The sequence below is a fragment of the Halopseudomonas sp. 4NH20-0008 genome (assembly GCF_057548395.1).
Genome location: NZ_BAAJMD010000004.1, coordinates 262,266 through 275,889, shown reverse-complemented (window position 1 = coordinate 275,889; position 13,624 = coordinate 262,266). Strand labels below are relative to the sequence as shown.

The 13,624-nt window shown below is 57.8% G+C and carries 10 protein-coding genes; 3 read left to right on the top strand and 7 right to left on the bottom strand.

The annotated features are described in order from the left end of the window. Positions 1 to 61 precede the first annotated feature (61 nt). The 6 genes from AC27HQ_RS06470 to AC27HQ_RS06445 are packed head-to-tail and all read right to left on the bottom strand — an operon-like array spanning position 62 to position 6,891. Positions 62 to 1,744, bottom strand: a complete 1,683-nt coding sequence (locus AC27HQ_RS06470; protein ID WP_487155315.1) for a BatD family protein — start codon at positions 1,742 to 1,744, stop codon at positions 62 to 64. Beyond that, complete coding sequence (locus AC27HQ_RS06465; RefSeq protein WP_487155314.1) at positions 1,741 to 3,546, bottom strand: VWA domain-containing protein; 1,806 nt, start codon at positions 3,544 to 3,546, stop codon at positions 1,741 to 1,743. Before AC27HQ_RS06465 ends, AC27HQ_RS06470 begins: the two co-directional genes overlap by 4 nt. Next, entirely contained in the window at positions 3,536 to 4,528 is a 993-nt protein-coding gene (locus AC27HQ_RS06460) for a VWA domain-containing protein (protein ID WP_487155313.1), read from the bottom strand. Before AC27HQ_RS06460 ends, AC27HQ_RS06465 begins: the two co-directional genes overlap by 11 nt. Beyond that, positions 4,521 to 4,982: a DUF4381 domain-containing protein gene (locus tag AC27HQ_RS06455; protein ID WP_487155312.1), complete on the bottom strand. Its 462-nt coding sequence runs from the start codon at positions 4,980 to 4,982 to the stop codon at positions 4,521 to 4,523. Before AC27HQ_RS06455 ends, AC27HQ_RS06460 begins: the two co-directional genes overlap by 8 nt. After that, positions 4,979 to 5,926 carry a DUF58 domain-containing protein gene (locus tag AC27HQ_RS06450; RefSeq protein ID WP_487155311.1) on the bottom strand — a complete coding sequence of 316 codons (948 nt, stop codon included), beginning with the start codon at positions 5,924 to 5,926 and terminating at the stop codon, positions 4,979 to 4,981. Before AC27HQ_RS06450 ends, AC27HQ_RS06455 begins: the two co-directional genes overlap by 4 nt. A gap of 5 nt (positions 5,927 to 5,931) precedes the next feature. Beyond that, entirely contained in the window at positions 5,932 to 6,891 is a 960-nt protein-coding gene (locus tag AC27HQ_RS06445; protein ID WP_487155310.1) for an AAA family ATPase, read from the bottom strand. A gap of 180 nt (positions 6,892 to 7,071) precedes the next feature. Here AC27HQ_RS06445 and AC27HQ_RS06440 point away from each other — a divergent pair, with 180 nt between their 5' ends. The 3 genes from AC27HQ_RS06440 (at position 7,072) to AC27HQ_RS06430 (ending at position 13,277) form a co-directional block, all read left to right on the top strand. Then, positions 7,072 to 11,946 (top strand): NAD-glutamate dehydrogenase, encoded by a 4,875-nt coding sequence (locus AC27HQ_RS06440; RefSeq protein WP_487155308.1) that lies wholly within the window; start codon positions 7,072 to 7,074, stop codon positions 11,944 to 11,946. 12 nt (positions 11,947 to 11,958) lie between these two features. Next, entirely contained in the window at positions 11,959 to 12,183 is a 225-nt protein-coding gene (locus AC27HQ_RS06435) for a DUF2835 domain-containing protein (protein ID WP_487155307.1), read from the top strand. A 62-nt stretch (positions 12,184 to 12,245) separates the two neighbouring features. Beyond that, the gene (locus AC27HQ_RS06430; protein ID WP_487155306.1) at positions 12,246 to 13,277 is read left to right on the top strand and encodes a quinone-dependent dihydroorotate dehydrogenase; all 1,032 of its coding nucleotides are present in this window, start codon (positions 12,246 to 12,248) and stop codon (positions 13,275 to 13,277) included. Positions 13,278 to 13,381: 104 nt separating this feature from the next. Here the strand turns inward: AC27HQ_RS06430 and rmf are convergent, their stop codons facing one another. Then, the gene (gene rmf, locus AC27HQ_RS06425; RefSeq protein ID WP_487155305.1) at positions 13,382 to 13,597 is read right to left on the bottom strand and encodes a ribosome modulation factor; all 216 of its coding nucleotides are present in this window, start codon (positions 13,595 to 13,597) and stop codon (positions 13,382 to 13,384) included. Positions 13,598 to 13,624 lie beyond the last annotated feature (27 nt).

The window sequence follows — 13,624 nt, the reverse complement described above, 5'->3', positions numbered from 1 at the left end:
CCAGCTTCCAGCTTCCAGCTTCCAGCTTCCAGCTTCCAGCTTCCAGCTTCCAGCTTCCAGCTTAAACCTCTGGATACAGACCTTCGTTGACCGGACTGTCGGGTGTCGCTACCTGTTTTTGACTCTGTATGACCATGCGCACGGCACGCCACAAAGGTTTGCCGCGCCAGGGATATTCATTTTGGCCGAACAGACAGGTGTTCAGACCCTCCAGGGCATCGGCTATTTCTATGTGACGTTGGGCCAGGCCAATCAGTCCTTCCGGGTCCTGTTGGCGGGCCCACAACTCCAGTGCCTTGCGCGCCTCGGCAGGCTGGTTGCTGCGGCAGGCGGATTGCAAGTCGCCCAGTGGGTTTCCCTGCACGACGCTGGTATCAAAAATTTCTTCATCCTGATCCGGCTTGAGCAAGCGCAACAGGTTTTGTCGAGTGTGATAAAGGGCATACAGACTGGCTAGCAATGCCAGACTGAGCAGGGCGCTGGCAAGTTGCCAGGGCCAGAGCAATGTTGTATCAACCTGGTCGGGGTCGGCGCCGGACTGTATAGGTGCCTGGGAAGAGACAAAGCTGTCACTATTGATCACCGTCAAGGTAACAGCCGGCAGTTCTATGACCTGCAGGCTGTCTTCGACCGTGTTCCACCAGAACAGGTTCTGGGCAGGCAGCTCGAAGCGGCCGGCTTCCTGAACCAACAATGCGGCGCTGTCCTGGCGCAGACTGCGCAGGCCATCTTCGTGAATGATGTTGTCCAGTCTGGGTTGATCAGCATATTGCCGCACACCTTTGATTCGGTTGTTGTTGATCACAGCCAGGTCCGGGAGCAGGGCAGCTGGAAGCCCTTCGGCCTGTATGCGCATTGAACGGGTCAGCGATTCACCGGTCAGCAGGTCCAGCGTCGGATCGGGTTGCCAGTTCTGCTCGACACTCAATTGTCGTGCCGGAATCCAGGGGGCATTGCTGGGATAGGCGGCGGGTATGGGCTGGACATCAAGATTGATGCTTGGTGATCGAAGTTGGACCAGGCGCCCGTTACGGGGAATGGCGCTGTTCTGATCACGTTGCGGCATGGTAGTGGCGCTGAACAGCTGGGATGGGATTTCCAGGTTGCCACTGACCTGTGCAAAGATGGCATAGCGTTCCTCGCGTACGCCATGACGCACCCCGTTGATTACCCGCTCGTAGTTGCGTGGTGGCCCAAGCCGCTCAACCTTGGCATCGTTGATAACCAGCTCGGTCAGGTGGGCGTCATCGAACAGGGGGACCGAATGGTAAATGCGCAGCGTCAGCAGTGTTTGAGCTTGCACATAGGGCGACGGATTATCCACTTCGCTGTCGATGAATACCGGTGCCAGTTTAATGCTGTTGTCATTGGCGGCTTCATCAAGTGAGATGACATGCAGGCTGATCGGCTCACTCTGCTGGTCATTAAGTTTGATGGGCGGGATAACCACAAAGCCGGTTCGTTTTGGGATCAGCGTGATGACCCAGCGTGTCACGGGTTGACTACGACCATCAAGCTGGGTCACAAGGCTTAACTGGCGAGTGCCCTGAATCACAAAGTGCTCCTCTAGCGCGTCCAGATCAAGCCGGCTGAAGCGATTCGCAGAGCTGCTTTCCAGCGTCAGTTCCAGGGTTTCGCCTTCGACTAGCCGTGTACGGTCAATACTGGCTTCCAATGCAGCCAGTGTCTGACTGCAAACCAATGTCAGGAGGAAACCGTAAAGCAGGCGTCGGGTCAGGCTCATGGTGTGTCCATTTGCTGCAGTCGCTGGTAGAGGAACTTGCGGCGCAGAAGTTCCGCGGGATCATCGGGCAGCTCTTCCAGCCAGAGTTGCAGAGCCGCCTGACGCTCATTGTTGCCCTGCAACAGCAGGTTGTCACCTGCTGCCTCTGATCCTGACTCGCCAGTTACAGCCTGTTCGCCTGTGTCGACGTTATCCGTAAGGGTGTTTTGCCCCTGCCCAGTCTGCGCAGCCGGGTCACTGCCTTGTGCCTCTCCGCTATCAGCAGGGGTCCCTGCTTGTGTCTCAAGCGCGGATGCTGATTCTTGTTCAACAGCATCGTCGATTTGCGAATTCTCGGCTGTGTCGTTCAGGTTGTCCGAATTTCCTTCATCCTCGGTATCGGTGCTGCTTTGCTGCGCATCCTGCTCAGCCTGTTGCTTCTCCTTGAGGGCTTTCAGGTGTGCTTCGACGCGGCTGCGGTTGTGGCGTGCCGCCTGATGCTCGGGTGCGCGTGTCAGGGTCTGCTCATAGGCTTCCAGCGCCTCTTCATAGCGCGTTGCCATGGCCAGTGCTGTGCCGTGATTGAAGTGCAGCTCGGCATTATCCGGCTCGAGCGCGATCAGTGCCTGATAAATGGATACGGCGGCGCTGAAGTTACCGGCCTGATAATGGGACCAGGCTTGCCACAGCGGGTCACGAAAGCGCTGAGCGGCTGATGCCGGTTGCTCAGCCAAGAGCAATTGCATTGCCTGTTGGTCTGGCGTCTTCCATAGATCTGACCATTCAATCGCCTGGCTTTCGCTGGGCAGGGCTAGCGCGCACAGCAATAGCATGCCAAGCCAGCCGCGTCGGGCCCCCAGCGCGACCAGCGGCAATAGCAACAGCAGCAGCCAATGGCCCTGCGATTGCCGGGCAGCTTGCTCGTCGCTGGCTTGCTGCTGCAGACGGCTTTGTAGCGGCAGCAGCGACTCGATATCGCTGTCGTTCAATTGAATGGTTCGATAGCGGTTGGCATTGCGCTGGGCCAGGGCTGAAAGCGCTTGAACATCGAGGCGGGCAAGAACGATACGCCCCTGATCATCACGCATGAAGCCACCCTCTGGCAACGGTACAGGTGACCCACCGGCAGAGCCCACACCCAAAATGGATAACTGCGGACCCAGCTCGGCGGCATGACGCTCCAGCACAGTCAGTTGCGCTGGTTCGACACCACTGGTGATCAATAATATGCGCGCACTGTTGCTGGGCAGGTCAGCAATCATCCCGGTGGCCATGCGCAGGGCGGCATCGATATTCTGGCCCTCAACCGGCATCAAGCCAGGCTCAAGCGCCTGGAGCAGGTTTTCCAGGGTGGCCATGTCGGTGCTCAGAGGCGTGACCGGATGTGCGCTGCCGGCAAAGGTGATCAGGGCGAGCTGGCTGTCAGCACGGAGCTGCATCAGATCACGGATTTTCAGTCTGGCTCTTTCCAGTCGATTCGGCGTCAGGTCGTTGGCCAGCATATCGCGCGACATGTCCCAGACGATGACAATGGCGCTTTGCTCAAGCTGCAGAGGGGCGGGGCCTGACTCCCACTCCGGGCCGGCTAGCGTGACGATGCTCAGGAACCAGACCAGGGCAAGCAGGATATGGCGTCCAGCCATACCTTGTTCCGGTTTGCCGGACAGCAGTGCTTTGCGCATGGCAAGGGGAAGTAGATTATCCCAGCTGCCAAAGTGCCGCGAGCGGCGATACAGCAGGTAGCTGAGTCCGGCGGCCGGAAGCAGCAGCAGAAGCAGCCAGGGGCGCGCCAGGCTTATGCTGGAAAGGGCTTCAGGTAACATCCTGGCTCCTGATGACATGGCGTCCGGCCAGCGCAAAACTTGCTAGCAGAGCAAACCCCAGGGGCCAGCCATACAGTGGGTGGCTTTGTCTCAATGCTCTGCCACTGCGCAGGGCAGGCTCCAGGGTGGCAATACGTTGGTAAATTGCCCTGAAGTCCTTGTCATCCCGCGCGCGGAAATAGTCGCCGCCGGTCAGCAGTGCAATATCTGTCAGCAGACCTTCATCCAGTTCAATGGAGGGGTCGGCTTCCCGGCTGAAAGCACCGGGAGGCGGAGCTTGCGGCTGATCAGTGCCGATGCCGACGGTAAAGATGCGGATGCCTTGATCGGCGGCCAGGCGAGCCGCCTGCATCGGACTGAGCTGCCCGGCATTGTTGGCACCGTCGGTAACCAGAATCAGTACACGGCTCTGTGCTGGCTCGCTACTCAGTCGTTTGACGGACAGGCCCAGGGCGTTGCCAATCGCCGTCTGGCGTCCGGCAAGGCCGACAAAGGCTTCGTTGAGCCAGGTGCCGATGCTGGAAAGATCATGGCTTAGTGGCGCTTGAACATAGGCTTCGGTACCAAACAGAATAAGCCCCACACGATCGCCCCGGCGCTGTTCGATAAACTCACCCATCAAGGATTTGATCAGCGTCAGCCGGTCAACTTGCTCATTGTCCAGGGTCATGTCGCGGTATTCCATGCTGCCTGACAGGTCAATAGCCAGCATCATGTCACGACCGCTTACCTCCATCGGCAGGGGCTCGCCAAGCCATTGTGGGCGACAGGCGGCGAGGATCAGCAGGCTCCAGATCAGCACAAAGGGCCAGCCCAACCGAGTTGAGCGGGTCAGGGGTGCGTGATTCAACAGAAGAGTGAGGCGGGCAAGAAAGCTGACTTGCAGCGCGGCGGCGTGCGTCTTTGCCGGAGGTAGTAACCAGCGAAAAACCCAGGGCAGAGGGAACAGCAGCAGGGTGGCTGGCCAGGCGAACTCAAACATGGTTATACCTCAGCCAGCGCCTTAGTTCGCGCAGTAATGCCTGTCGCTGCTGGCTGGATAAATCAGGTGCCGGCCGATAGAGATCACTCGCCAGTGGCTCCAGCGGGCCGCGCTGCGGCCTGGGGTAGTGCTGGCAGAGATAATCAAGCCAGGCTGATCCGTACAGTCGGGTTGCTGCTTCATGTCCCTTGCTCTTGCAAAGGCGTTTCAATTGAAGATTGATTGCGCTGAGCCATTGCTGGTCATTAAGTTGATAAGGAATGTGTTCCAATATGCGTTGTGCCTGCTGGCCGCGCTGGGTACGCCGGCGCAATGTGCTGCGTAACCAGGGCATCAGCCCAAAGCTGATCAATATCAGTGCAAACAGCAACCACCAGCCGGGTGCAGGCGGCCACCATGGGACCGGTGGCGGTGCCACCGGGTGGATCAATGCGGCCTGCAGCGTGCTGCTCAAGACTGTCCAGCCTGTCTGTGTCGGCCAAGGACATGCCGTAGCTGATGCACTGCCGATTGGCGGGTATCCAGGGTGAACAATGAACAGTTAAGGCGTCTGGACAGCTTTTGCCAGCCCAGTTGCAGGCTGTCGAACTGGCTGGCATAGACCTGGCGTAATTCACGGCTGGCGGTATTGATGCTCAGGTAGTCCTGACCTTGAACAAAGGCCAACTGATGGTGCGCCGGCAGAGCCGCTTCCAGTGGATCAAATAGCGGTAACAGAACCAGATCATTGTGCGCGGCCAAGGGCACAAGCAGGCTTTGATTCAGGTGTTCAATGGCACTGTGATCGCAGATGACATACAGGATGCTGCCAGGTCTGAGAATCTCGCGACTGTGATGCAGGGCCATGTTCAGTGGTTCTGCCTGACTGTCCGATATGCTCTGTAAGGCCGGGCTCAGTGCATGATTGGCGGCCAGCAGCAGATTGAAAAGACGCAGGATTGCCTGCCGGCTGCGCTGCGGTCTGACCTCATGGCAGGCGCTGCCAAAGATCATGCCGCCAACCCGGTCGTTGTTGGCCAGTGCCGTCCAGGCAATCATGCTGCAGGCTTCAGCGGCAATCACCGATTTAAAACAGGTCTGGCTGCCGAAGAACAGTCGACTGCTTTGCTCGCAGAGGATGAAAACCGGGCGTTCGCGTTCCTCATTGAACACCTTGGTGTGAACCTTGCCGGTTCGTGCGGTGACGCGCCAGTCAATGCTGCGTATATCATCGCCCGGTTGATAGGTGCGAACCTGATCAAAGTCCACACCACGACCACGCAACCGAGTGAACTGTTGGCCAAGTTGCCGGCTGGCCTTGGCCGGGCCGCGTCCGCGCGTCAGACGCTGACAGTGCTGGCGGCTCTCGAGCAGGTGTTCAAGGGTGATGAACAGACGGTTGTCAATGTGCTCTGCCATCAAGATCAGACAACCGCAACAGATTCAAGTAACAGGGTGATGGCCCGGTCCGCGTCTATGCCAACCGCCTCGGCTTCGAAACTGAGAATGATGCGGTGGCGCAATACATCGTGGGCAATAGCCTGAACATCCTCAGGGCTGACGAAATCACGCCCGGCTAGCCAGGCATGGGCACGTGCGCAGCGGTCCAGGGCGATGGTGCCGCGCGGACTGGCGCCCAGTTGCAGCCACTCGGCGAGCTGCGGGTTATAGAGTTCGGGACGTCGGGTGGCCATGATCAGTTGGATCAGGTATTCCTCTACGGCATCGGCCATGAAGAGCTCCAGTACCTCCTGACGGGCGCCGAGGATATTCTGCTGGCTGATACGGCGTTCGATCCTGCTGTTTATTCCCTGTGCCTCGCCGCGCGCCAGATGCAGTATCTGACGTTCCAGTGCGGCATCGGGGAAGCCGATCCGCACGTGCATGAGGAAACGGTCGAGCTGGGCTTCCGGCAGCGGGTAGGTGCCTTCCTGTTCGATCGGGTTCTGGGTCGCCATGACCATGAACAACTCGGGCAGGGAATAGGTTTCCCGGCCGATACTGACTTGCTGTTCGGCCATGGCCTCAAGCAGGGCGGACTGGACCTTGGCTGGCGCCCGGTTGATTTCGTCGGCCAGTACCAGGTGGTGAAAAATCGGTCCCTGCTGGAAGCTGAAACTGGCGGTTTCCGGTCGATAGATTTCCGTGCCGGTGATGTCGGCCGGCAGCAGGTCAGGGGTAAATTGAATACGGTGAAAATCGGCCTCGATGGCCTCGGACAAGGCCTTGATGGCCTTGGTTTTCGCCAGTCCCGGAGCCCCTTCAACCAGCACATGCCCGCCAGCGAGCAGGCAGATGAGCATGCGATCAATCAGTTGTTCCTGGCCAATAATCTGTCGGCCCATCCAGCTGCGTAATGCCAGCAGCGCTTCATGGTGTTTCATAGCCCTGTCAACAACCCCCGAAAATGTCCTGGCATGAATCTGTAGCAGTCTTCGATGCCCAATGGTCTAGACTGACAGTAACCTGAAAACGCAGATTATTTAAGCACGGCGTGCAGGTTCTTTTTTACTGAATACGGTGAACCCTTGCCACACTGGGCCGAGGGAAAGGTTGGAGGACCTATGGCATTTATTCTGGCAAGTAGCAGGGCAGAGTTTATTGCCATTTTGCAGTCACGTCTGAGGGATCTCGTCGAACCGGATGACAGGGACAGGTTGGCCCTGTTTTGCGAGCAGTTCTTTGGCATTGTGCCGCTCAGCGAATTGCTTACCAGGCAGGATGCCGATCTGCTGGGTTGTACCCTCTCTTTCTGGCGCTTTCTCCAGACCGTTGCCGGTGGCGCTGAAAAGATTCGCGTATTCAATCCAGACACCCAGCAGCATGGCTGGCAATCGACTCACTCGGTTGTCGAAATCATCCACCCGGACTGCCCTTTTCTGGTTGACTCGGTGCGCATGGAACTCAACCGGCAAGGGTATGCGATCCACACGCTGCAAAACAGTGTCATGGCTGTCGAGCGTGATGCTGCGGGTCGACTGCAGCAGTTGTACTCCCGCGCTGAGCAGCGGCCAGCGGCCCTTGAGTCGGTGATGTATATCGAGATTGATCGCTGCGCCAACACGGCCGAGCTGAAATCGCTCGAGGCTCAGCTGCAGTCCGTATTGGCTCAGGTGCGGGTTTCCGTTGCGGATTTTCCGGCCATGACCGCTCAGGCACAGGCCTTGATCAAGTCCATTGCGGGTAAGGGCTTCAGCTATTTTGCCAAGGCCGAGCGCGAAGAGGGGCAGGCCTTTTTGCAGTGGCTGCTGAATGACCACTTTACCTTTCTTGGCTATGAATGCTTCAGTATTGTGCAGGGCCTGCCTGAGCGGCGTCTGGGTCTTCGCAACTCGGATAGCCTGGGCATACCCAGGTTGCTGCCGCGGGACGAGTCGATTGCCGGATTGCCGCAACGTGTTCTGGACTATTTACAGGCGCCCCATTTGCTGTCCTTTGCCAAGGCGTCTTCGTTCAGTCAGGTACATCGCCCAGCCTATCCGGACTATGTGTCGATTCGCGAGGTGGATAAAGAGGGGCAAGTGGTGCTTGAGCACCGCTTCATGGGCCTGTATACCTCGCGGGTTTATACCGGCAGTGTTGATGCCATACCCTACCTGCGCAGTAAGGTAGCTGCTGTCAGAAAAGCCTCGGGTTTGAATGCGCATAGCCATCTTGGCAAGGAGCTTGACCAGGTATTGCAGGTCTTGCCAAGGGATGATCTGTTTCAGATGTCTGAAGACGAACTCGGCCAGACGGCCCTGAGCGTGGTGCAGATGCAGGAGCGCAATCAGATCAGGGTATTTCTGCGCAGTGGCAATTATGGACGCTTTTACTACGTTCTGACCTTTATTCCGAGGGACATATACTCGACGGCCATCCGTGAGAAAGTTCAACAGGTGCTTATGAGTCGGCTGCAGGCAACCGACTGCGAGTTCTGGACCTATTTCTCCGAGTCGGTTCTGGCGCGCACCCAATTTATTCTCAGTGTTGACCCCAAACAGGAACTGCTCGTGGATCCGGTGAAGATTGAACAGGATGTGATCCAGGTTTGCCGTAGCTGGCAGGATGATTTTCGTGATCGACTACTTGAAACCCTCGGTGAGGCCCAGGCGACGGCTGCCCTGGATGCTTTTTCGGCGGGCTTTCCCGCTGGATACACTGAACGTTTTACCGCTGCCAGTGGCGTTGTCGACATGCAGCATTTGTTATCCCTGAGTGATGAAAAAAACCTGGCCATGAGCTTTTATCAGCCGCTGGCGCAGCGTCCGGGGGTGCTGCACTGCAAGTTGTATCACCTGCATGAGCCTCTGCCACTGTCCGACATCATGCCGATTCTGGAAAACCTCGGCCTGCGCGTGCTGGGTGAGTTTCCCTTCTGTTTTTCCCGAGAGGATGGCAGGCAATACTGGATACACGATTTTGAGTTCACCTATGCCCTGGATGCCGGCCTGGACATCCAGGAGGTCAATACCCTGTTTCAGGAGGCATTTGAGCAGGTGTGGCGGGGTCAGGCAGAAAATGACGGATTCAACCGTCTGGTATTGCTGGCTCGACTTTCCTGGCGTGACGTCTCTCTGCTGCGAGCCTATGCGCGTTACCTGAAACAGATTCGCATGGGTTTTGAACTGCCCTACATTGCCAATACCCTGGTTGCCCATGCTGATATTGCCCGGGAACTGGTGCGGTTGTTCCGTACCCGCTTCTACCTGGCGCGCAAGCTGTCCGCTGAGGACTTGCAGGACAAGCAGCAACGTCTCGATCAGGCGATTCTGAGTGCACTGGAGAAGGTGGCGGTACTCAATGAAGACAGGATTCTCAGGCGCTATCTGGATCTGATCAAGGCGACCCTGAGAACCAACTTCTTCGCGCCGGGCAGCGACGGCCAGATGCGCGACTACATCAGCCTGAAATTTGATCCGCAGGTCATTCCGGATTTGCCGCTTCCACGGCCCATGTACGAGATCTTCGTCTATTCTCCGCGCTTCGAGGGTGTCCATTTACGCGGTGGCAAGGTGGCGCGGGGCGGATTGCGCTGGTCTGACCGCGAGGAGGATTACCGAACCGAGGTGCTTGGCCTGGTCAAGGCCCAGCAGGTCAAGAATGCGGTGATTGTGCCAGTCGGTGCCAAGGGCGGTTTCGTTCCGCGGCGTTTGCCAGTCAATGGCAGTCGCGATGAGATACAGCAGGAAGCCATCGCCTGCTATCGCTTGTTTATCATGGGGCTGCTTGACCTGACCGACAACCTGCAAGACGGCAAGTTGATACCGCCTGCCCAGGTGGTGCGCTATGACGATGATGACCCCTATCTGGTGGTCGCCGCTGACAAGGGTACGGCGACCTTCTCGGATATTGCCAATGGTATTGCGGCGGACTATGGCTTTTGGCTTGGTGATGCCTTTGCGTCGGGTGGCTCGGCGGGTTACGACCATAAAAAGATGGGGATTACGGCCCGTGGCGCCTGGGTGTCCGTTCAGCGGCATTTCCGTGAACTGGGTGTCAATGTGCAGACCGATCCGGTCACTGTGATCGGGATTGGCGACATGGCCGGGGATGTCTTCGGTAATGGCCTGCTGCAGTCGCGCAGTATCAAGCTGGTGGCGGCCTTCAACCATCAGCATATTTTCATTGACCCGAATCCTGACCCCGAGCTCAGTTTTGTTGAGCGGCAAAGGTTGTTCAATTTGCCGCGCTCAAGTTGGGCCGACTATGACCAAAGCCTGGTTTCTGAGGGGGGTGGGCTATTCGAACGCAGCCTGAAGCAAATCAGACTGAGTGAGCCAATGAAGGCCCTTTTCGATATTCAGGTCGAGCATCTGACACCGGCAGAACTCATCAGTTACCTGCTGCGTGCACCCGTCGACCTGATCTGGAACGGCGGCATTGGCACCTACGTCAAAGCCAGCACAGAGAGTCATGCTGATGTGGGTGACAAGGCCAACGATACCTTGCGGGTCAACGGACGCGACCTGCGCTGCAAGGTCATAGGGGAGGGCGGTAACCTGGGCATGACCCAACTGGGCCGTGTCGAGTATTGCCTGCATGGTGGCGCCGCCAATACCGACTTTATCGACAACGCCGGTGGCGTGGATTGCTCTGATCATGAGGTCAACATCAAGATTCTCCTCAACGAGGTGGTGGCCGCTGGGGATATGACCCACAAGCAGCGCAATACCTTGTTGGCCAGCATGACCGATGCCGTCTCCGAACTGGTTCTGGCCAACAACTACAAACAGACCCAGGCGATCAGTCTGGCGCAGCATCAGGCAGCTCGATCCATGGCCGAGTATCGGCGCTTCATCAGCGCCATGGAGAGTGTCGGCAAGTTGAGTCGCTCTCTGGAGTTCATTCCCGAAGATGACCAGTTGGCCGAGCGCTCGGCCCAGGGTATGGGGCTGACTCGTCCGGAGCTGTCGATCCTGATTTCCTACTCTAAGGGTGACCTCAAGCAGGCGCTGGCCGCTTCACACGTGCCGGAGGATGCCTATCTGGCCAGGGAGCTGGACACCGCTTTCCCGGCCATATTGGTCAAAAAGCACCGGCAGGCCTTGAGCAGCCACAGGCTCAAGCGGGAAATCATCGCAACCCAGTTGGCCAATGATCTGGTCAATCATATGGGTATTACCTTTTTGCGCAGGTTGGAGCAATCCACCGGGGCTTTACCTTGTGATATTGCCCGCGCTTATGTCGTGGCGCGCGACGTCTTCAAACTGCGCAGTCATTTTGCCGCCGTCGAGGCGCTGGATCATAAGGTTCCGGCCCGGGTGCAAATGGAACTGATGACCGACTTGATGCGACTGGGGCGGCGGGCGACACGCTGGTTTTTGCGTAATCGCCGCAGTCAGCTGAGCCCGGAAGCTGAAGTAGCCTGTTTTGCTCCGCGTATCCAGGCTTTGGCAGAGCAGTTCGACAGCCTGTTCGAAGGGCCTGTCCGCACGCAGTGGGAAGCACGCTACGAGACCTATGTTGAGTCCGGTGTGCCGGAGGCTATTGCTCGTCTGGTTGCCGGGACCGGGCATTTCTACACCCTGTTGGGTATTATCGAGGCCGCCGATGCCACCGGGCAGCCCGCTGAACTGGTAGCACAGCTGTTCTTTGCGCTAGGAAGCGAGCTGCAATTACCCTGGTTTGCTGCGCAGATCAATAATCTCCCGGTCGAAAACCACTGGCAGGCGCTGGCCCGGGAAAGCTACCGAGATGACCTGGATTGGCAGACCCGAACCATGACCGAATCGGTCCTGCAATTGGCGGGCAAGCATGCTTCAGTAGCGCCGATGATTGAGCAGTGGCTGCAGCTCAACCCTTTTCTTGTGCAGCGCTGGCGTGTCATGCTCGGCGAACTGAAAAGTGCCGGCATGGGTGACTATCCCATGGTCGCGGTGGCCATGCGCGAGTTGCTTGATCTGGCGCAGGCCGCCCGGCACAGCAAGGCTGATGCAGCGAGTGTGGACGAGCCATGAGGAGCGGATGGATTGACGCAGGAAAAGCTGATTGTCGATATTGCCCTGCCAGCGGAGCGTTACCTGGCCTGGTATCGGGGCCAGGCCGGTCGGGTGTTGATGACCAGCCGAGACGGGCGCAAGGTCAGTTTGCCAGCGCATCACCTGCGACCCTTTCTCAGCCATGAAGGGGTTTACGGCAGTTTTCTGATGCGCTTTACCAGCGATGGCAAGTTGCTGTCGCTTGAACGTCTTTGAACGCAGCCTAACCTGGCAGGAACAGGTATACTCTGCGCTGATTTTTCCAAGGGGTCCCGCCAATGTATTCCATGATGCGCTCATTGTTGTTCAGGCTGCCTGCCGAAACCTCCCATGACCTGGCTCTGGATATGATTGGCGCCGCAGGCCGTCTGGGGCTGGCCGGCAAGTTGGCCCGGCCGGTTGCCCCGCAACCGGTGCAGGTCATGGGCCTGACCTTCGATAACCCGGTGGGGCTGGCGGCCGGTCTGGATAAAAACGCTCTGGCAGTGGATGGCTTTGCTGCCATGGGCTTCGGGTTTATTGAGGTCGGCACTGTCACACCCAAACCGCAGCCGGGCAACTCCAAGCCGCGCATGTTCCGTCTGCCGGAGCAGAGTGCAATCATCAATCGCATGGGCTTCAACAATCTGGGCGTCGATGCTCTGTTGCAACGTCTGGACTCGGTGCGTTATCGCGGTGTGCTGGGAATCAATATCGGCAAGAACGCGGTAACGCCCGTTGAGCAGGCGGTAGAAGACTATCTGATCTGCCTGCGCAAGGTCTACTCTCGGGCCAGCTATGTGACGGTCAACCTGTCCTCCCCGAATACCCCGGGCTTGCGTACCTTGCAGTATGGCGACACCTTGAAGCTGTTGTTGCAGCAGATCAAGGACTGCCAGTCTGAACTGCATGCCCAGCATGGCCGCTATGTGCCGATTGCCATCAAGATTGCGCCCGACATGTTGCCAGAGGACTTGATACTGGTAGCCAATACCCTACTGGAGCAGGGCATGGATGCGGTGATTGCCACCAACACAACCCTGGAGCGCACGGCGGTTATTGGTCTGGAACACGCTGATGAGTCCGGCGGATTATCGGGTGGCCCCTTGACCGATGTGTCTACCGAGGTAATCCGCCTTCTGGCGGACGAGCTCAAGGGCCGTATGCCGATTATCGGTGTGGGCGGCATTCTTGAGGGCAACGATGCGGCTGATAAGATCGCTGCCGGCGCCAGTCTGGTACAGCTTTACAGTGGTTTTATCTATCGCGGACCAGAATTGATCAGGGCTTCGGTGGATGCCATCGCCGCCATGCAAGCTTCTGCGGCCTGAGGTTTGCTGCAGAAATGAGAGGCCCCCGCATAGCGGGGGCCGGATGGGCCTTGAAGGCCCGGCGCTTTAGGGAAGCGCCATGGGAGAAATCGTAAAAAGGGGAATTAACCTACCGCGTGCATCTCGTTAAGTCGATGTACGCCAGAAATACCGGTGAAGCCGGCCCAGTGATCTGCTCTTCCCTCACGCCAACCATTGATCCAGTTCTGTCGGGCTGACGGGGTGTTGAAAGGGCAGGCATCCTGGGACTTGCCATGAACACCCTGTTGATAACCGCGCAAAAAGGCACGTTCCATCGGGTCACGCTTGAGTCTTCTCATACAGTAGATCCCTCATGTTTCAAAACA